At 67.7% G+C, this 19,698-nt stretch carries 16 protein-coding genes and 3 tRNA genes; 10 read left to right on the plus strand and 9 right to left on the minus strand.

What is annotated here, in order from left to right:
- The first annotated feature begins 73 nt into the window (after positions 1-73).
- The 3 genes from hrpA (at position 74) to ACGFNK_RS25625 (ending at position 4,653) form a co-directional block, all read left to right on the plus strand.
- Positions 74-4,048, plus strand: coding sequence for an ATP-dependent RNA helicase HrpA (gene hrpA, locus ACGFNK_RS25615; RefSeq protein ID WP_393419549.1), 3,975 nt, complete (start codon positions 74-76; stop codon positions 4,046-4,048).
- 94 nt (positions 4,049-4,142) lie between these two features.
- Positions 4,143-4,217, plus strand: a tRNA-Asp gene (locus tag ACGFNK_RS25620).
- A gap of 238 nt (positions 4,218-4,455) precedes the next feature.
- A complete protein-coding gene (locus tag ACGFNK_RS25625) occupies positions 4,456-4,653 on the plus strand; it encodes a DUF6274 family protein (RefSeq protein ID WP_393419551.1) in 198 nt (65 codons plus the stop codon).
- Between the two features lie 428 nt (positions 4,654-5,081).
- Here ACGFNK_RS25625 and bldC read toward each other — a convergent pair whose 3' ends face one another.
- Both bldC and ACGFNK_RS25635 read right to left on the minus strand, forming a co-directional pair.
- A complete protein-coding gene (gene bldC, locus ACGFNK_RS25630) occupies positions 5,082-5,288 on the minus strand; it encodes a developmental transcriptional regulator BldC (protein WP_003949541.1) in 207 nt (68 codons plus the stop codon).
- A gap of 444 nt (positions 5,289-5,732) precedes the next feature.
- Complete coding sequence (locus tag ACGFNK_RS25635; protein ID WP_393419552.1) at positions 5,733-6,575, minus strand: hypothetical protein; 843 nt, start codon at positions 6,573-6,575, stop codon at positions 5,733-5,735.
- Positions 6,576-6,808: 233 nt separating this feature from the next.
- Between ACGFNK_RS25635 and ACGFNK_RS25640 the strand changes: the two genes are divergently transcribed.
- Positions 6,809-7,891: a Leu/Phe/Val dehydrogenase gene (locus tag ACGFNK_RS25640; protein ID WP_393419554.1), complete on the plus strand. Its 1,083-nt coding sequence runs from the start codon at positions 6,809-6,811 to the stop codon at positions 7,889-7,891.
- Between the two features lie 300 nt (positions 7,892-8,191).
- The gene (locus ACGFNK_RS25645; protein WP_386340466.1) at positions 8,192-8,449 is read left to right on the plus strand and encodes a DUF3073 domain-containing protein; all 258 of its coding nucleotides are present in this window, start codon (positions 8,192-8,194) and stop codon (positions 8,447-8,449) included.
- Between the two features lie 171 nt (positions 8,450-8,620).
- Here the strand turns inward: ACGFNK_RS25645 and purM are convergent, their stop codons facing one another.
- The 7 genes from purM to purS all read right to left on the minus strand — a co-directional run bounded on the left by purM (position 8,621) and on the right by purS (position 16,412).
- A complete protein-coding gene (gene purM / locus ACGFNK_RS25650) occupies positions 8,621-9,718 on the minus strand; it encodes a phosphoribosylformylglycinamidine cyclo-ligase (protein WP_393419556.1) in 1,098 nt (365 codons plus the stop codon).
- Positions 9,719-9,751: 33 nt separating this feature from the next.
- On the minus strand, positions 9,752-11,278 hold the full coding sequence (gene purF / locus ACGFNK_RS25655) for an amidophosphoribosyltransferase (protein WP_393419558.1): 1,527 nt from the start codon (positions 11,276-11,278) through the stop codon (positions 9,752-9,754).
- Positions 11,279-11,339: 61 nt separating this feature from the next.
- On the minus strand, positions 11,340-12,155 hold the full coding sequence (locus tag ACGFNK_RS25660) for an META domain-containing protein (protein WP_393419560.1): 816 nt from the start codon (positions 12,153-12,155) through the stop codon (positions 11,340-11,342).
- Between the two features lie 74 nt (positions 12,156-12,229).
- A complete protein-coding gene (locus ACGFNK_RS25665) occupies positions 12,230-13,033 on the minus strand; it encodes a sterol carrier family protein (protein WP_393419562.1) in 804 nt (267 codons plus the stop codon).
- Between the two features lie 156 nt (positions 13,034-13,189).
- Entirely contained in the window at positions 13,190-15,448 is a 2,259-nt protein-coding gene (gene purL, locus ACGFNK_RS25670) for a phosphoribosylformylglycinamidine synthase subunit PurL (RefSeq protein WP_393419564.1), read from the minus strand.
- Positions 15,445-16,149, minus strand: a complete 705-nt coding sequence (gene purQ, locus ACGFNK_RS25675) for a phosphoribosylformylglycinamidine synthase subunit PurQ (RefSeq protein WP_393419566.1) — start codon at positions 16,147-16,149, stop codon at positions 15,445-15,447. The genes purL and purQ overlap by 4 nt, the downstream gene beginning before the upstream one ends.
- Positions 16,146-16,412, minus strand: coding sequence for a phosphoribosylformylglycinamidine synthase subunit PurS (gene purS / locus ACGFNK_RS25680; RefSeq protein WP_165342945.1), 267 nt, complete (start codon positions 16,410-16,412; stop codon positions 16,146-16,148). Before purS ends, purQ begins: the two co-directional genes overlap by 4 nt.
- A gap of 417 nt (positions 16,413-16,829) precedes the next feature.
- Between purS and ACGFNK_RS25685 the strand changes: the two genes are divergently transcribed.
- From ACGFNK_RS25685 to ACGFNK_RS25705, 5 genes are all read left to right on the plus strand, one after another.
- Entirely contained in the window at positions 16,830-17,147 is a 318-nt protein-coding gene (locus ACGFNK_RS25685; RefSeq protein ID WP_386340442.1) for an Lsr2 family protein, read from the plus strand.
- A gap of 124 nt (positions 17,148-17,271) precedes the next feature.
- Positions 17,272-17,343 (plus strand) — tRNA-Gly (locus ACGFNK_RS25690).
- 79 nt (positions 17,344-17,422) lie between these two features.
- A tRNA-Gly gene (locus ACGFNK_RS25695) sits at positions 17,423-17,498 on the plus strand.
- A 205-nt stretch (positions 17,499-17,703) separates the two neighbouring features.
- Positions 17,704-19,059: a sensor histidine kinase gene (locus tag ACGFNK_RS25700; RefSeq protein ID WP_393419908.1), complete on the plus strand. Its 1,356-nt coding sequence runs from the start codon at positions 17,704-17,706 to the stop codon at positions 19,057-19,059.
- Positions 19,056-19,676, plus strand: coding sequence for a response regulator (locus ACGFNK_RS25705; RefSeq protein ID WP_393419568.1), 621 nt, complete (start codon positions 19,056-19,058; stop codon positions 19,674-19,676). Before ACGFNK_RS25700 ends, ACGFNK_RS25705 begins: the two co-directional genes overlap by 4 nt.
- Positions 19,677-19,698: the final 22 nt, after the last annotated feature.

The raw sequence follows: 19,698 nt of genomic DNA on the forward strand, positions 1-19,698 counted from the left end.
TGACATGAGCGGGCAGGACGGAACGCAAATCCATTCGCCACTACTTTTCCCGAGGTGCGATCCTGGACCCCGTATGTCTACGCACCCTGCCCCCGCCCCCGCCCTCGGTGATCTCGCCCCCCGTCTGGCTGAGCTGTCTCTGCGCGATGCGCATCGGCTCGGGCGCAGGCTGGAGGGGGCGCGTCGGATTCGTAAGGATGAGGCTCGGGCTGCCGTACTCGCCGAGATCGAGGCGGAGGTGGCCAGGGCCGAGTCGCGTATGGCTGAGCGGCAGGCGCGGGTGCCGACCGTTTCGTATCCCGAGCAGCTGCCTGTCAGCCAGAAGAAGGACGAGATCGCGGCGGCAATCCGTGATCACCAGGTCGTGATCGTCGCCGGTGAGACGGGGTCCGGCAAGACCACGCAGATTCCCAAGATCTGTGTCGAGCTCGGTCGCGGGGTCCGCGGCATGATCGGGCATACACAGCCCCGCCGCATCGCGGCCCGTACGGTCGCCGAGCGTGTCGCCGAGGAGCTCGACACCCCACTGGGCGAGGCCGTGGGCTGGAAGGTCCGGTTCACCGATCAGGTGAACCAGGACTCGACGTTCATCAAGCTCATGACGGACGGCATCCTGCTCGCGGAGATCCAGACCGACCGTGAGCTGCGCGCGTACGACACGATCATCATCGACGAGGCGCACGAGCGGTCGCTGAACATCGATTTCCTGCTGGGGTATCTGGCTCAGCTGCTGCCCAAGCGGCCGGATCTGAAGGTCGTCATCACCTCGGCGACCATCGACCCGGAGCGCTTCTCCCGGCACTTCGGGAATGCCCCGATCGTCGAGGTCAGCGGTCGTACGTACCCGGTCGAGGTCCGTTACCGCCCGCTCCTCGAAGAGGACAGCGAGGATGTCGACCGGGACCAGATCACCGCGATCTGCGACGCCGTCGAGGAGCTTCAGGGAGAGGGGAAGGGCGACATCCTCGTCTTCCTCTCGGGGGAGCGGGAGATCCGGGACACCGCGGACGCGCTGACGAAGAAGAACTACCGGTTCACCGAAGTCCTCCCTCTGTACGCCCGCCTCTCGCACGCCGAGCAGCACCGCGTCTTCCAGCCACACACCGGCCGCAGGATCGTGCTGGCGACCAACGTCGCGGAGACGTCGCTGACGGTCCCGGGCATCAAGTACGTCATCGATCCGGGCACCGCCCGCATCTCCAGATACAGCCACCGTACGAAGGTCCAGCGCCTCCCCATCGAGGCGATCTCGCAGGCCAGCGCCAACCAGCGCAAGGGCCGTTGCGGGCGCACCAGTGACGGCATCTGTATCCGCCTCTACAGCGAAGAGGACTTCACCGCCCGACCGGAGTTCACGGACGCCGAGATCCTCCGTACGAACCTGGCCTCCGTCATCCTCCAGATGACCGCCGCGGGCCTTGGGGACATAGAGAAGTTCCCGTTCATCGATCCTCCGGACCACCGCAACATCCGTGACGGCGTCCAGCTCCTCCAGGAACTGGGCGCGTTGGACCCCCAGCAGAAGGACGTACGCAAGCGTCTCACCGAGAGCGGCCGCAAGCTGGCCCAGCTGCCCGTCGACCCCCGGCTGGCGCGGATGGTCCTGGAGGCCGACAAGAACGGCTGTGTCCGCGAGGTCATGGTGATCGCCGCCGCGCTCTCCATCCAGGACCCGCGTGAGCGCCCGGCGGACAAGCAGACGCAGGCGGACCAGCAGCACGCCCGCTTCAAGGACGAGACGAGCGACTTCCTCGCCTTCCTCAACCTCTGGCGGTACATCCGCGAGCAGCAGAAGGAGAGAGGCTCGTCGGCCTTCCGGCGGATGTGCAAGCAGGAGTATCTGAACTTCCTGCGGATCCGGGAGTGGCAGGACATCTACTCCCAACTCCGCACGGTTGCCAAGCAGATGGGCATCCATCTCAACGAGGACGACGCACCCGACCAGCAGGTCCACATCTCGCTCCTCGCCGGCCTCCTCTCCCACGTCGGCATGAAGGACGTGAAGGAGGGCTCGAAGAACGAGTATCTGGGCGCCCGGAACGCCAAGTTCGCGATCTTCCCGGGCTCGGCGCTCTTCAAGAAGCCTTCGCGTTTCGTGATGTCCGCCGAGTTGGTCGAGACGTCCCGCCTCTGGGCCCGCGTCAACGCCAAGATCGAGCCCGAGTGGGTCGAGCCCCTGGCCGAGCACCTGCTGAAGCGCACGTACTCCGAACCGCACTGGGAGAAGGACCAGGCGGCGGTGATGGCGTACGAGAAGGTCACGCTGTACGGCGTACCGATCATCGCCCAACGCAAGGTCAACTACGGGCGGATCGACCCGGAGACGTCCCGCGAACTTTTCATTCGCAACGCGCTCGTCGAGGGCGACTGGCGAACGCACCACAAGTTCTTCGCCGACAACCGCAAACTCCTCACCGAGGTCGAGGAGTTGGAGCACCGCGCCCGCCGCCGCGACATCCTGGTCGACGACGACACACTCTTCGACTTCTACGACCAGCGGGTGCCCGAACACGTCGTGTCGGGCGCGCACTTCGACTCCTGGTGGAAGCACAAACGGCGCGAGGAGCCCGAGCTGCTCGACTTCGAGCGGTCGATGCTCATCAACGAACGTGCAGGCGACGTCAGCAAGGACGACTACCCGGACTCCTGGCGTCAGGGACGGCTCAAGTTCCGCGTGACGTACCAGTTCGAGCCGGGAGCCGACGCGGACGGCGTGACCGTGCACATCCCGCTCCAGGTCCTCAACCAGGTCACGGACGAGGGCTTCGACTGGCAGATCCCCGGGCTGAGGGAGGAAGTCGTCACGGAGCTGATCCGGTCCCTCCCTAAGCCGATCCGGCGGAATTACGTCCCTGCCCCCAACTTCGCGCAGAGGTTCCTGGAGCGGGCGGTGCCGTCGGCCTCTGACCGCACGATGCCGCAGCAGGAGCCGCTGACGACGACGATGGCCCGCGAGCTGAAGCGCATGGTCGGCGTGCCCCTCAGCGCCGACGACTTCGACTGGGCGAAGGTCCCCGACCATCTCCGCATCACCTTCCGGATCGTCGACGAGCGGCGGCGCAAGCTGGCCGAGGACAAGGATCTGGAGGCTCTGAAGCTGCGCCTGAAACCGAAGGCGCGGCAGGCGATCTCACAGGCGGCAGCGGCGACGGCCGAACGCACGGGCGGGGAGTCCCTGGAGCGCAAGGGCCTCACGGACTGGACGATCGGCTCGCTCACCCGCGTCTTCGAGACGCGTCGCGCCGGCCAGCCGGTGAAGGCGTACCCGGCGCTCGTCGACGACGGCGACACCGTCTCCGTACGCCTCTTCGACACCGAGGCCGAGCAGCAGCAGGCGATGTGGAAGGGCACGCGGCGGCTGATCCTGCTGGGGATCCCGGTGAACCCGGCCAAGTTCGCGTCGGAGAAACTCACCAACCCGCAGAAGCTGGCGCTGTCGGCGAACCCGCACGGATCGATCCAGGCGCTGTTCGACGACTGCGCGACCGCTGCCGCCGACAAGCTGATCGGGGACTTCGGCGGGCCGGCCTGGGACGAGGAGTCGTATCGGAAGCTGTACGACAAGGTGCGTGCCGAGATCGTGGACACGACGGTCCGTACGGTCGACCAGGTCCAGCAGGTCCTGGCCGCCTGGCAGGCGTGTGAGCGGCGTCTGAAGTCCGTACGGAGTCCTGCGTTGCTCGCGAACCTCACGGACGTACGGGCGCAGCTGGACGCCCTTGTGAAGCCGGGCTTCGTGACGGCAGCGGGTCTTCGCCGCCTGCCGGATCTGATGCGGTATCTGGTGGCCGCGGACCGGCGTCTCCAGCAGATGTCGACGAACGTCCAGCGGGATACGACGCGTATGGCGAAGGTCCATGAGATGCAGGACGAGTACGCCTGGCTTCTTGAGCAGATGCCTGCGGGGCGGCCCGTTCCTCAACAGGTCCTGGACATCCGGTGGATGATCGAGGAGCTGCGGGTCAGCTACTTCGCTCACGCGCTGGGCACGGCTTATCCCGTCTCGGACAAGCGGATCGTGAAAGCGATCGATGCGGCTGTTCCGTAACGGGGTCTGTGCGCTGGGTGAGTTCGACCCTTGGGGCTCTGCTCCTGTAGAGTCTCTTCTCGCAGCGCAACGCAACAATCGCTCTGCGAAACCAGGTCCTGTGGAGCAGTTTGGAGTGCTCGCCACCCTGTCAAGGTGGAGGCCGCGGGTTCAAATCCCGTCAGGACCGCAGTTGTAGGGGCCCGCATCCGGTAAGGATGCGGGCCCCTTTGCGTTGGGGTTCCTTTCCCCAGCCCAGCCCAGCCCCTTCCCGGAACCGGGGGCTGCACCCCAAGGCCCCCCTGCCTGCGGCGGGGTGGGTGGGCGGGTGGGGCGCCAAGCGGGGAACGAGCCCGCTCGCCCATTGACGCCGTCACATTCCGCCGGTACTCAAACACCAAGGGCAACCGACCCCTTGGAGGTGGCGTATGACCGCGTTCGCCCGGCACGAGACGCGGGCTCTGCTCCGCGCCCATCTGCAGGCCGCCTCCGGGTACCGGCATCTGACCCGGCACTGCCCGATCTGCCACCGCCTCCAGAACCTGGCCATGGCCATGGAGCTCGCTGCGGACGACGCGGACACCCCGGAAGGCCTAGCGGAGGACGAAAGCCCCGCAACGGCATGAGCTCCCGCCACTACCGCAGGTAACACACCCTCATCAAGGGCCCTGGTGTGTGACGGGTGTCACTGCATAGGTTTTCAAATCGGCGGTACTTACCAGTCACCTACAACCAGTCAATTTTATATGTGCAATTGCACCCCACCCCCGGGGCGGCCCCGCAACCGGATCCAAACCGGCCCCAAGCGGCACTACAGACCGCTCAGATACCACCCAGACATCCCACGACCACTCACACCCCGTCAGGGATCCCGCACAAAAAAGATCGCGCTGGACCCGGCGGAGTCCAGCGCGATCGACGACGCACCCTTGTTGCTTGAGGTTCTGGCTCGGGCGTGGGCTCTGTTGGGGCAGCACCCGCGTCGCTTGGAGCTTTGGTTCGAGCAGTCCGGCACGTTGGGGGAACCTGCCGAAATGCCCTGCTATTCAGTTGTTCAGGCTTCGCTACGCTGCTGCGGGATGCCCGCTAGCAACGCGCGGACCTCAGCTTCGCGGTAGCGGCGATGCCCGCCGAGCGTGCGGATCGACGTGAGCTTGCCGGCCTTCGCCCACCGCGTGACCGTCTTCGGGTCAACACGGAACATCGTGGCGACCTCAGCGGGGGTCAGCAGCGGCTCGGCATCAGGGGTGCGAGCGGTCATGAGCGGCCTCCTCGGGAGAACCGAACCTTCTCGGTTCTTTCCTCTAAATTCTGCACCTTGACCCGCGTTGCCCGAAATGGCGGACGCGGGTCGAGTCGGTTATAGGACGAACGGCTTGTCCTCGGCACTACAACTACACCATCCGTCCAGCCGCGTCGGCCAAACCGATGGAATTGCCCTCCCAGGTGTTCATCAGCGACGGAAGCCGATGGACCATGCCATAGCGGACAGTCACGCCACTGTGACGATCAGTCACAGAGCGATCAGGAGTCACGAGACCCCCCATAGCGTGCAATGCTGAGATTCCACCCATACATGGGTAGATGGAGCCCTCCCCGGACTCCTTGTCCTATTTTGACATGAGGAGGGGCGTCTGGTGCAAGGTCCGCGTTAGTGCCGTCCGTCACGCTTACCCTCAAAGTCCCGATGGTGACTTACGTCCCGTCAGTTCGCCGAACGGCGATCCCGGACCGCCCGCCAGCGTTCGACCAGCCGACCGTACGCCTCCCCGGCCCCGACCCCGTCGCCCGTACGCAGCGCCTCGATCCCCTCGGCCACATCCGCCGCCGAATGGTCGCTGTCGAGCTGCTCGGCGGACAGGACGTGCACCAGGCCGCCGTAATCCAGCTCCACCAGCGAGCGCGGATGGAACTCCTCCAGCCAGCGCCCCACATCGACAAGCCCGTCGATCAGCGGCCCTTCGTCGATGGCGTCCTTGAGCGCTTTCAGCCCCCGCGCCACCCGCCGCCGCGCCTGCACCATGGGCGTCCGGTAGCGCAGTACGGGCGCGTCCTCGTCCGAGCCCTTGTCGTACTCGCGCTCCTCGTCGGCGACCAGCACGAACCAGTTCAGCGGTACGTGCCAGGTCGAGGTGCGGATCCAGGGGCGGGCGTCGGGGTTGCGGCTCAGCCAGCGCTCGTAGTCCTGGGAGGTCTGCCGGCGTACGACCGGCGGCAGCACCGCGTCCAGGACCGGCCCTGGCAGCTCCTCGGCCAGCTCTCCCAGGGCTTGCCAGCCGCGCAGCCGGGTGCGCCAGGGGCACACGCACAGCACGCCGTCCACGTCCGCGACGAAGGCGTCGCCGCTCTCGTGCACGGGCACCGGGATCGGTGGCGTGGGCAACAAGTCGGCCAGGGAGCGTCGCAGTTCGTCCTGGTACGAGGGCCGGTCGGAGCGGCGCGCGTACCGCGCCCAGTGGCCGCGCTCCGGTTCCGGGAAGGCGGCCAGCGGTTCGTACACGCGCAGATAGGCCGCGTACGGGACGATCACCGAGGGCACCTTGGGCACGCCTGCTCCCTCCCCCGCGGACCTGACGGAAAACCCCTGAAACCCCCGCGCGGGGGCGCGGGGACACACTGCACAGCGTCCGATGGCACAACGTGACCGTACTCCGAGAGAAGGTGATCCTGAGCACCGCGCCAGTGGCGGGAACGCGGAAGCTCTAATCTCAATGTCACGGAACCCGCCACCCCTACGGGCCCCGCCCCAGAACCGCCGCTACTTACCCAGGAGTCACCACCGTGACCGACGTAACCAACGGCGTCCTGCACACCCTGTTCCACTCGGATCAGGGAGGTCATGAGCAAGTCGTGCTCTGCCAGGACCGCGCCACCGGCCTCAAGGCCGTCATCGCCATCCACTCGACCGCCCTGGGCCCCGCCCTCGGCGGCACGCGCTTCTACCCCTACGCGAGCGAGGAAGAGGCCGTCGCCGACGCGCTGAACCTGTCGCGCGGGATGTCGTACAAGAACGCCATGGCCGGGCTCGACCACGGCGGCGGCAAGGCCGTGATCATCGGCGATCCCGAGAAGATCAAGACCGAGCAGCTGCTGCTCGCGTACGGCCGATTCGTGGCCTCGCTCGGCGGTCGGTACGTCACGGCGTGCGACGTCGGCACGTACGTGGCCGACATGGACGTCGTGGCCCAGGAGTGCCGCTGGACGACCGGCCGCTCACCGGAGAAGGGCGGAGCAGGCGACTCCTCCGTGCTGACCGCGTACGGCGTCTACCAGGGCATGCGGGCCTCGGCCCAGCACCTGTGGGGCGATCCTTCGCTGCGGGCCCGCCGGATCGGCATCGCCGGCGTCGGCAAGGTGGGCCGCCACCTGGTGGAACACCTCGTGGCGGAGCGCGCCGAGGTCTTCGTCACGGACGTGCGCGAGGAGGCCGTACGGCGGATCACCGAGCAGCACCGGGACGTACTGGCCGTCAAGGACACCGACGAACTGATCCGCGTCGACGGCCTCGACATCTACGCCCCCTGCGCGCTGGGCGGGGCCCTCGACGACGACTCCGTGCCCGCCCTCACCGCGAGGATCGTGTGCGGTGCCGCCAACAACCAGCTCGCGCACCCGGGCGTCGAGAAGGACATCGCCGACCACGGGATCCTGTACGCGCCGGACTACGTCGTGAACGCGGGCGGTGTCATCCAGGTCGCCGACGAGCTCCACGGGTTCGACTTCGAGCGGTGCAAGGCGAAGGCCGCGAAGATCTACGACACCACGTTGGCGATCTTCGCACGCGCGAAGGAAGACGGGATTCCGCCGGCCGCGGCGGCCGACCGGATCGCCGAGCAGCGGATGGCGGAGGCGCGGCGCCACTGAGGCCGCGGCGGAGCCCGGGTCTCCGGCGGGGTACCCGCCGACGGGCGTTGGAGATTACTCTCACGTTCGTCGGCGGGTCGTACGTCCAGAAGAGGTTAAAATCGCGGTTGACCAGCGGGGACAGGGCTCCCCGAGGGTCCTGGGCGGCGGCACGTCCTGCGGGCGACGTACCGTATGGGCGTGGGCTCAGGTACCGTGGAAGCCCTACGGACCGGTCTCTCTGCGGAGAGCCCGTTCCAGATCATGAACGCGTGTCAAGACTCTGGGGCCGTCGAGCCCCGTCACCGAGGGGGTCGAGCCATGGGGCGCGGCCGGGCCAAGGCCAAGCAGACGAAGGTCGCCCGCCAGCTGAAGTACAACAGCGGCGGGACTGACCTGTCGCGTCTGGCCAGTGAGCTGGGCGCTTCGACTTCGAATCAGCCGCCGAATGGCGAGCCGTTCGAGGATGACGAAGACGATGACCCGTACGCCCAGTACGCGGATCTGTACAACGACGACGATGAGGACGAGGACGACGAGTCCGGTCCTTCGTCGCAACAGCAGCGTCGCGGCGCTTGACTGTCTTAGCAGCGCTTCACCCGGTCCGGAGCGGTTAACGCACCGGACCGGGTTTTGCGCTGTGCGCGGCGCTCCGCTGGGTTCGCGGTTTTGAAGCTGCGGGCTCCGCGCCCCTGACCGGGGTGCCCCTGAGGGGGCGCGGTGACCTGCACCGGACTTCGGCAAGTACGGTTACGCGGCGTAGTCGCCGTTCAGCTCCGCGCCCGTCTCGTGGTCCTCGCGGTCTGTGATCTCGCCTGCGACCCATGCGTCCACGCCTCGGTCGGCGAGTGTGGCCAGCGCCACGTCCGCTGATTCCTCGGGGACGATCGCGATCATGCCCACGCCCATGTTCAGGGTCTTTTCCAGCTCCAGGCGGTCGACCCGGCCGGTCGTACCGACCAGGTCGAAGACCGGGGCGGGGGCCCAGGTGGTGCGGTCCACCCTTGCGTGCAGGGTGTCGGGGATCACTCGGGCCAGGTTGGCCGCCAGCCCGCCGCCGGTGACGTGTGAGAAGGCGTGGACCTCGGTGGTGCGGGTGAGGGCCAGGCAGTCCAGGGAGTAGATCTTGGTGGGCTCCAGGAGCTCCTCGCCGAGGGTGCGGCCGAAGTCCTCGACGTGCTGGTCGAGGCTGAGCCCGGCGCGGTCGAAGAGGACGTGGCGGACGAGCGAGTACCCGTTCGAGTGAAGGCCGGAGGAGGCCATGGCGATGACCGCGTCCCCCTTGCGGATGCGATCGGCGCCAAGGAGCCGGTCGGCTTCGACCACTCCCGTGCCGGCGCCCGCGACGTCGAAGTCGTCCGGGCCGAGGAGCCCGGGGTGCTCGGCCGTCTCGCCGCCGACGAGCGCACAGCCCGCGAGGACGCAGCCCTCGGCGATGCCCTTCACGATGGCGGCGACGCGCTCGGGGTGCACCTTGCCGACGCAGATGTAGTCGGTCATGAAGAGCGGTTCGGCGCCGCACACCACGATGTCGTCCATGACCATCGCGACCAGGTCGTGGCCGATGCTGTCGTACACACCGAGCTGCCGGGCGAGGTCGACCTTCGTACCGACGCCGTCTGTGGCGGAGGCAAGCAGCGGGCGCTCGTAGCGCTTGAGGGCGGAGGCGTCGAAGAGGCCGGCGAAGCCGCCGAGGCCGCCGAGGACCTCGGGGCGCTGCGTCTTCTTCACCCACTCCTTCATGAGCTCCACGGCGCGGTCGCCCGCTTCGATGTCGACGCCGGCGGCCGCGTAGGAAGCACCAGCAGTGCCCGGGGCCGGAGTCGACTGATCAGATGCAGCAGACATTGCCTGAGAACCTTCGGGTTGGTTGGTACGGGCTTACGGGCGACGGATCGCGTCGGCCGCGGCCGTGGCCGCCGGGCCCGCCGCCAGCTCCGTCTCCAGGAGCTGCTTGCCGAGCAGTTCGGGGTCCGGGAGGTCCATCGGGTACTCGCCGTCGAAGCAGGCGCGGCAGAGGTTCGGCTTGGCGATGGTGGTCGCCTCGATCATGCCGTCGATGGAGATGTACGCCAGGGAGTCGGCGCTCAGGGACTTGCCGATCTCATCGACCGTCATGCCGTTGGCGATCAGCTCGGCGCGCGTGGCGAAGTCGATACCGAAGAAGCAGGGCCACTTCACGGGCGGCGAGGAGATCCGGATGTGGACCTCGGCCGCGCCCGCCTCGCGCAGCATCCGTACGAGCGCGCGCTGCGTGTTGCCGCGCACGATCGAGTCGTCCACGACGATCAGGCGCTTGCCCCTGATGACTTCCTTGAGGGGGTTCAGCTTCAGGCGGATGCCGAGCTGGCGGATTGTCTGTGAAGGCTGGATGAAGGTCCGGCCGACGTACGCGTTCTTCACCAGGCCCGCGCCGAAGGGGATGCCGGAGGCCTCCGCGTAACCGATCGCGGCGGGCGTGCCGGACTCCGGAGTCGCTATGACGAGATCGGCTTCGACGGGGGCTTCCTTGGCGAGCCTGCGGCCCATCTCGACGCGCGAGAGGTATACGTTCCGGCCGGCTATGTCGGTGTCCGGGCGGGCCAGATACACGTACTCGAAGACACAGCCCTTGGGCTTCGCTTCCGCGAATCGCGAGGAGCGCAGGCCGTTCTCGTCGATGGCGACGAACTCGCCCGGCTCGATCTCGCGGACGTAGCTGGCACCGCAGATGTCGAGAGCCGCGGACTCGGAGGCGACCACCCAGCCGCGCTCCAGGCGGCCGAGAACCAGGGGGCGGATGCCCTGTGGGTCGCGGGCCGCGTACAGCGTGTGCTCGTCCATGAAGGTGAGGCTGAAGGCGCCCTTGACCTGCGGGAGGACCTTGGCGCAGGCCTCCTCGATGGTCAGCGGCTTGCCGTCCTCGTCGACCTGGGCGGCGAGGAGCGCCGTGAGCAGGTCGGTGTCGTTGGTGGCCGCCACACGCGGAGTGCGGCCCTCCTGCTTGGGCAGGTCGGCGACCATCTCGGCGAGCTGGGCCGTGTTGACCAGGTTGCCGTTGTGGCCCAGCGCGATGGAGCCGTGCGCCGTGGCACGGAACGTGGGCTGGGCGTTCTCCCACACCGAGGCGCCGGTGGTCGAATAGCGGGCGTGACCGACCGCGATATGACCCTGGAGGGAGCCGAGTGCGGCCTCGTCGAAGACCTGGGACACCAGGCCCATGTCCTTGAAGACGAGGATCTTGGAGCCGTTGCTGACCGCGATTCCCGCGGATTCCTGGCCCCGATGCTGGAGGGCGTACAGCCCGAAGTAAGTGAGCTTGGCGACCTCTTCACCGGGAGCCCAGACTCCGAAGACGCCGCAAGCGTCCTGGGGGCCTTTCTCGCCGGGGAGCAGATCATGACTGAGTCGACCGTCACCACGTGGCACGCCACCGAGTGTAGGCGAGGTCGGCCGCTGGTCCGAATGGGGGATTCGGGCTCGTTGTGGATCACTTGGCGGCGACGGCTTCGACGCCGCTGCCGTTTTCGCTGGTCAGGGTGAGGGTGCGGTGCTTCAGCTCATAGGTGGCCTTGCCGTTGAAGAGCTTCAGCAGGGCTTTTTCGGTGTCCATGAGTGAGGGGGAGCACATCATGCGGGTGGTGGATGGGGATCCCAGAGTGATCTGCCCGTCGCTGACCGTCGCCTTTGCCGACACCTTGTTGCAACCGAGCTGACCGCGGACGGTGCCCTTGCCGTCGAAGGTGAGGTGGACCTTGCCCTCGGCCTCGGAGGCCAGCGCGGTGACCGTGCCCCCCTTGTTGGTGCTGCCGGTGACGTTCCACTTCGTGCCCTGGAGCTTGGCCGGTTTCTGGGCGGTGAGCTTCACCGTGTGCCCGTCCTTGGTGGTGAGCGTCAGCTTGTCGCCGTCGACCTTGGTCGTGATCGTGCTCTCGGAGAGCGTCTCGGCCATCTTGGACTCGAACTCCATCGGCTTCTCACCGCAGGCCATCTTGGTCTGCAGGGTGTCGGAGCCGACCTTGATCGTGTCGCCCTGCATCTCGGCGGTCGCCCCGAAGTGGTTGCAGCCGTAGTTGCCGCCCACCTTGCCGTCCTCGCCGAACTCGATGTGGGCGTCGGCCGGGGCGTCGTACGTGGTGCCCCCGACGTTCACGCTGTCCACTTTCCAGTGCTTGCCGGTGATCTTCGTCTGCTGCCCGGCGCCGACGGACGCGGATCCGTCGTCACTTTTCTCCGTGCCGCAGGCCGCGGTGGCGAGCAGGCCGGTGACCGCCAGGACGCTGAGAGTTAGCCGTTGCGTTCGCATGTCGCTGTGACGGGACGGGTGGGGTTGTTGGTTCCCTTCCATTTTCGCGCAACTTCCTGCCCATCCCCGGCTGCTCAGCCCATCAGCGGGAGCAGTCCGCCCAGGTCGGCTCGCTCGCCGCTGGCGCTGACCTTGGCGTCGTCGAGGGCCGTACGCCATTCCGTACGCCCGGCCGCGAGCCGGATCCAGGTCAGCGGGTCGGTCTCCACGACATTCGGCGGGGTTCCGCGGGTGTGCCGGGGACCCTCGACGCACTGCACGACCGCGAACGGCGGAACGCGGACCTCAGTGGAGGCGCCGGGCGCCTTCGCGGCGAGCGCGTCGGCGAGCAGGCGGGTGCAGGCAGCGAGGGCCTGACGGTCGTACGGGATGTCGAGGCCCGGCACGGCGGCGTTCAGGTCGTCGGTGTGGACAACCAGCTCCACCGTGCGGGTGACGAGGTAGTCGGCGAGGGTCATGAAGCCGGGGCGGGTGGCAAGCAGTCGCTCGCCCGCGGTGGCGGCCAGCCGCTCGGACAGCCGCTGCTCGGTGCGGGCGTACAGCGCGTCGAGGTCCGGGTGCTCGCGGGCGAAGTCGCGGGTGCGGTCGGCGTTGGCGGCGGCGAGCGCGGGGGCGATGGTCGCGGACGGCCAGTCCAGCAGGGCGAGTTCGGCCTTCGCCGGTGGCTCCAGGTCGAAGGTCCGGCTGACGCTCTCGACGGCCGCGGCGATATGGGCGGCCAGTTCTCGTACGGTCCAGTCGCCGAGCCGCGTGGGTTGCGTGAGCTGCTCGGGGGTGAGGGTGCGGACGGCTGCCTGTACGTTCCCGAATTGGGCCAGTACGGCGGCGCGGATCTTGACGGGGTCGTATGCACGGGTGCGCTTCTTGGCCGGTGGCATGTCCATCACCCTAGGCGTGCGAGTCCGCGGCGGCCGGTGCCTCGAAGATCTCTCGGTTGCGGGGCACGCCGATGCCGTGCCCTCAAGGACTACGTCCGATGAGCCGAAGAGCCCCCGCCCGGAGTCCGGGCGGGGGCTTCAGGGGCGTACGGGATATCAGGCCAGAATCGCCGGGATCGTGCCCTCGTGCGCCTCGCGCAGCTCGGCCAGGGTGAGCGTGAACTCGCCCTGGACCTCGACCACGTCACCGTCGACGACACCGATGCGGGTGGCGGGCAGGCCCCGGGCGCCGCACATGTCGTTGAAGCGGAGCTCCTCCGAGCGCGGTACGGCGACGACCGCACGGCCCGCCGACTCTGACAGGAGGAGGGTGAACGCGTCGAGCCCGTCCGGGACGATCAGGCGCGCGCCCTTGTCGCCGAGCAGCGCCGACTCGACGACCGCCTGGATCAGGCCGCCGTCGGACAGGTCGTGCGCGGAGTCGATCATTCCGTCGCGGGAGGCGGAGATCAGGATCTCGGCCAGCAGCCGCTCGCGCTCAAGGTCCACCTGAGGCGGCAGCCCGCCGAGGTGGTCATGGACCACCTGTGACCAGGCCGAACCGCCGAACTCCTCACGGGTGTCGCCGAGGAGGTACAGCAGCTGGCCCTCCTCCTGGAAGGCGACCGGCGTACGGCGGGCGACGTCGTCGATCACGCCGAGTACGGCCACGACCGGGGTCGGGTGGATGGCCGCCTCGCCCGTCTGGTTGTAGAGCGAGACGTTGCCGCCGGTCACCGGAGTGCCCAGCTGCTGGCAGGCGTCGGCCAGTCCGCGGATGGCCTCTGCGAACTGCCACATCACCGCCGGGTCTTCGGGCGAGCCGAAGTTCAGGCAGTCGGAGACGGCGAGCGGCTTGGCGCCGGTGGTGGCGACATTGCGGTACGCCTCCGCGAGCGCCAACTGCGCGCCCGCGTACGGGTCGAGCTTCGTGTACCGCCCGTTGCCGTCCGTGGCGATCGCGACGCCGAGTCCGGACGCCTCGTCGATACGGATCATGCCCGAGTCCTCGGGCTGGGCCAGCACCGTGTTGCCCTGCACGAAGTGGTCGTACTGGGAGGTGATCCAGGACTTGGAGGCCTGGTTGGGCGAGGCGACCAGCTTCAGGACCTGGTCCTTGAGCTCGTCCGAACCGGCCGGTCGCGGAAGCTTGTTGGCGTCGTCCGCCTGGAGGGCGTCCTGCCAGGACGGACGGGCGTAAGGGCGCTCGTAGACCGGACCGTCATGCGCGACCGTGCGCGGGTCGACGTCGACGATCTTGCCGCCGTGCCAGTAGATCTCAAGCCGGTCGCCGTCCGTCACCTCACCGATGACGGTCGCGATGACGTCCCACTTGTCGCAGATCTCCAGGAACCGGTCGACCTTCTCCGGCTCCACGACCGCGCACATGCGTTCCTGTGACTCGCTCATGAGGATTTCCTCGGGCGAGAGGGTCGAGTCGCGCAGCGGTACGTCGTCCAGCGTCACGCGCATACCGCCGGAGCCGTTGGACGCCAGCTCGGACGTGGCGCAGGAGAGACCCGCCGCGCCGAGGTCCTGGATGCCGACGACCAGCTTCTCCTGGAACGCCTCCAGGGTGCACTCGATGAGCAGCTTCTCCTGGAAGGGGTCACCGACCTGGACTGCGGGGCGCTTCGACGGCTTCGCGTCGTCGAAGGTCTCGCTGGCCAGGATCGAGGCGCCGCCGATGCCGTCACCGCCCGTACGAGCCCCGTACAGAATGACCTTGTTGCCCGCGCCGGAGGCCTTCGCGAGGTGGATGTCCTCGTGCCGCATGACACCGATGGCACCGGCGTTGACCAGCGGATTGCCCTGGTAGCAGGCGTCGAAGACGACCTCGCCGCCGATGTTCGGCAGGCCCAGGCAGTTGCCGTAACCGCCGATGCCGGCGACGACACCGGGGAGTACGCGCTTGGTGTCCGGGTGGTCCGCCGCACCGAAACGGAGGGGGTCCACGACGGCGACCGGGCGGGCACCCATCGCGATGATGTCGCGCACGATGCCGCCGACGCCTGTGGCCGCGCCCTGGTAGGGCTCGACGTACGAGGGGTGGTTGTGCGACTCGACCTTGAAGGTGACCGCGTAACCCTGACCGACGTCCACGACGCCGGCGTTCTCACCGATGCCGACGAGCAGGGCGTCGGACTGGGGCGCCTTCTCGCCGAACTGGCGCAGGTGCACCTTCGACGACTTGTACGAGCAGTGCTCGGACCACATGACCGAGTACATGGCGAGTTCGGCACCGGTGGGCCGGCGGCCGAGGATCTCCACGACGCGCTCGTACTCGTCCTTCTTCAGACCGAGTTCGGCCCAGGGCAGCTCGACGTCCGGGGTCGCGGCCGCGTGCTCGACCGTGTCCAAAGGAGTGCGGCTCATACGTTGACCAGCTTCTTGAGGATCGAGGTGAAGAAGGGGAGGCCGTCGGTGCGGCCGGTCCCGATGAGGGGCTCCACGGCGTGCTCCGGGTGCGGCATCAGGCCTACGACATTGCCGGCCTCGTTGCTGATACCGGCGATGTCACGCATCGAGCCATTGGGGTTGCCGTATCCATCAGCGGCTGCGCCGCGGGCCAGGTAACGGAACGCCACCCGGCCCTCCGCCTCCAGCATGTCGAGGGTGCGCTCGTCGGCGACGTACCGCCCCTCCATGTTCTTCAGCGGGATGTTGATCTCCTGGCCCGCGTCGTAGTCGACGGTCCAGGCCGTTTCCGCGTTCTCCACCCGCAGCTTCTGGTCACGGCAGATGAAGTGAAGGTGATCATTTCCGAGCATCCCGCCGGGGAGGAGATGGGCCTCGGTGAGGATCTGGAAACCGTTGCAGATGCCCAGTACCGGCATTCCCGATTTCGCCTGCTCGATGACGGTCTCCATCACGGGCGAGAAGCGCGCGATGGCGCCGGCGCGCAGATAGTCGCCGTAGGAGAAACCGCCGCACAACACCACGGCATCGACCTGCTTGAGGTCCTTGTCCTTGTGCCACAGCGCCACCGGCTCGGCACCCGCGAGCCGGATCGCACGCTGCGTGTCCCGGTCGTCGAGGCTGCCCGGAAAGGTGACGACGCCAATACGAGCGGTCACTTTCCCGCCTCCGCCTTCACTTCCTCCACCTTGACGGCGAAGTCCTCGATCACGGTGTTGGCGAGGAAGGATTCGGCGAGTTCATGGATGCGTGCGAGCACGGTGTCATCGACCGGCCCGTCCACCTCGAGTTCGAAGCGCTTTCCCTGACGTACGTCGGAGATGCCCTGGAAACCGAGGCGCGGCAGTGCACGCTGCACCGCCTGGCCCTGGGGGTCGAGGATCTCCGGCTTGAGCATGACGTCGACTACGACGCGTGCCACTGGCACTCCCGGTGTGTGGTGCTGAGCAGGTTCCTTCAGACTACCCGGCTCAGATTTCTACGCGAGTAGATTGGTAGGAATCTACGTGACGGCCATCACGATTACGCATCGACAGGCTTCCTTCACGGAAAATCCAGGGAAAGATCCGGATCAACATCCGGAACCCTATTGCGGTGGGACACCGAGACCGATTAAGTCGTGCTCCACAATGCATTGAGCAAGGGCTGTACAACGGAAGCAGTAGCGCAGAAGCTGTACAGCGGAATTGGCAATAGGCGATACTTTGCTCGTTCGCTCCATCCGTGAGTCCGTACACTCCACAGACTCCATACCGCTCTATAAATCAGCCAACAGTCGGCATCTCCGCACGTCATCGCACGTTGCCGCCAGAGATGCCGCACGAAGGGACCGATATTCGTGGCGCAGCGTGTCGTAGTCACTCTCTTCGACGACATCGACGGCTCGGAAGCGGCGGAAACGATCGTCTTCGGTCTGGACGGCAAGTCGTACGAGATCGACCTCAACCAAACGAACGCCAAGGAACTGCGCAAGGCGCTCGCGCCCTACGTGGACGCCGGCCGCAAGCACTCACGCTCCGGCAAGACCTACCGGCAGACGGCGGTGGCTCCCGACCCGGCGGCCGTCCGGGCCTGGGCCCAGTCCAACAAGATGGACGTGCCTGCGCGGGGGCGGATCCCGAAGAAGGTGTACGAGGCGTTCACCGCGGCTCAGTGAGGGGTGCCCCAGGGTTCGCCGGCGGGCCCTGGGGACAACCGACTTGCGCTGCACCCCGGCTGGTCAGCTAGAGTCTGAAGCACGCCGAAGGGCCGGGCCGAAAGGCCGCAGCTCACGGAGTTACGCGGGTGTAGTTCAGTAGTAGAACATCCCCCTTCCAGGGGGAAGGCGCAGTGTGCAATTCCTGTCACCCGCTCTGCATCTCTTACCGGGCATCCTTTTGGATCAGGTAAGGTGGTGCTCGCGCCGATCGGTGAGAGCCGGTCGGATGCAATGCGGACGTAGCTCAGTTGGTAGAGCGCAACCTTGCCAAGGTTGAGGTCGCGAGTTCGAACCTCGTCGTCCGCTCCAGCATCAGAAGTTCAGAGATAAGACCCCGGTCCCAGCGACCGGGGTCTTTTCATGTGCTCGCTTCCGGTTCGTGCGTCGGCTCCCGGGTGGATGACATTTGTCATGGGCAGTGATGACAGCGTGCACTGCTCCGGCTGGACCGCTGTGCGACGGTGGTTGCGGGGGAATCGCGGCGATGACGGCGTACGCACAGGGGGGTAACGACATGCGCAGGGCCGGGAGTTGGTGGCGGGGGAAGAGCACTCCGGCGAAGGTGGAGACGTATACGCGCTGGTCGTTCCACTTCCTCGCGCTCGTGGAGGTCGCCACCTTCGGGCTGCCGTCCTTCGGGAAGGTGCCCTCGTCCCTGTCCTGGGTGTTGTTCCTGACGGTCGTCGGGCACGCGGCGCTCTGCGCGGTGTTCGCGTCGCGGGCCCTGGACTGGACCCGCGGCACCCGGGCGCGGCCGGTGCGGCTGCTGGGGGTGCTCGCGGTGACCACCGCCGTTATCGCCGTCGTGGCCATCACCCTTGCGACACGCGGCCCGGAAGGTGACGAGACGTCCACAGCAGCTGCGGCGGCGGCGTTCATCGGTGTCCTGGGCTTCGGGACCGGCACGCTCGCACTCGCCGTGCGCGAGCACCGGCGCATGGCCTACATAGTCATGGGCTACGCCCTGGGTTGCGGCGCCTACTCGCTGTCGGTGGGCGACCCCGCACTCGCGGCACTCCTCAGGGTCGGTGTGGTGCTGCTCGCCGCCGGGTTCTACACCTTCGTCTCCGCGTTCTCCGTCTGGCTGCTCAACTCCGTCTACGAGCTCGACGCGGCCCGTGAGACCAGGACCCGGCTCGCCGTGGCCGAGGAGCGGCTGCGGTTCGGGCGGGATCTGCACGATGTGATGGGACGGAATCTGGCGGTGATAGCCCTCAAGAGCGAACTGGCCGTGCAGCTCGCGCGGCGTGAGCGGCCGGAGGCCGTGGAGCAGATGATCGAGGTGCAGCGGATAGCGCAGGAGTCGCAGAAGGAAGTACGAGAGGTCGTACGCGGCTATCGCGAGGCCGAGCTCGGTGCCGAACTCGCCGGTGCGCAGGGAGTGTTGAACGCGGCCGGGATCAACTGCACGGTGACCGGCTCCACGGCCGGGCTGCCCGCGGCGGTCCAGTCGGCGCTCGGCTGGGTGGTGCGGGAGGCGACCACGAATGTGCTGCGGCACGGGAACGCCGAGCGCTGTGACGTCTCGCTGCGGGCGGCGGGCGGCCTTGCCGTGCTGACCGTGGAGAACGACGGGGCGCCACCGGACTCGCGCGGCGGGACCGGGTCCGGGCTTGCGGGGCTGCGGGAGCGGCTCTCGGCGGTGGACGGGACTCTGGAGGCGGGGCCTGCCGGGGGTGGGATGTTCCGGGTGGTGGCTCAGGTGCCGTTGCCTTCCTCCGCGTTGTCGCCTCCGGCACCCTCGCCGGACTCGTCGTCCGCGGCTTCGGCGGCTTCGGCGGCTTCGTCTTCGAAGGCCCTGTCGCCCTCCGGTCCAGGCCCGGTGCGTAAGGCGATGGGTGAGGGGATCAGCGAGAGGTTCGCCTCATGACGGCCGTACAGCGTGTTCGGCTGTTGCTTGCCGATGATGAGCATCTGATCCGGGGGGCGATGGCCGCGCTGCTCGCGCTGGAGGACGATCTGCTCGTGGTGGCGGAGGCGGCTTCGGGGCCCGAGGCGCTGGCCATGGCTCGGGCCCATGCGCCGGACGTGGCTGTACTGGATCTTCAGATGCCCGGTGCGGACGGTGTGAAGGTGGCCACATCGCTGCGGGCTGAACTGCCCGGGTGCCGGGTGCTGATCGTGACGAGTCATGGGCGGCCGGGGCATCTGAAGCGGGCTCTTGAGGCGGGGGTGCGGGGGTTCGTGCCGAAGACCGTCAGCGCGCAGAAGCTCGCGGAGATCATCCGTACCGTGCATGCCGGCAACCGTTATGTGGACCCGGAGTTGGCGGCCGACGCGATTGCCGCCGGCGATTCGCCGCTGACCTCGCGTGAGGCCGAGGTGCTGGAGCTGGCGGCCGAGGGCGCGCCGGTCGCGGAGATCGCGGAGCGGGCCGCGCTGTCGCAGGGCACCGTACGCAACTATCTCTCGTCGGCCGCGTCCAAACTGGGGGCCGAGAACCGGCACACGGCGGCGCGTCTCGCACGGGAGCGAGGTTGGGTATAGTAGCTGTCGCGCAACGGCGCAA

It is taken from the genome of Streptomyces sp. NPDC048825 (assembly GCF_043198355.1).
Classification (GTDB): domain Bacteria; phylum Actinomycetota; class Actinomycetes; order Streptomycetales; family Streptomycetaceae; genus Streptomyces; species Streptomyces xiangluensis.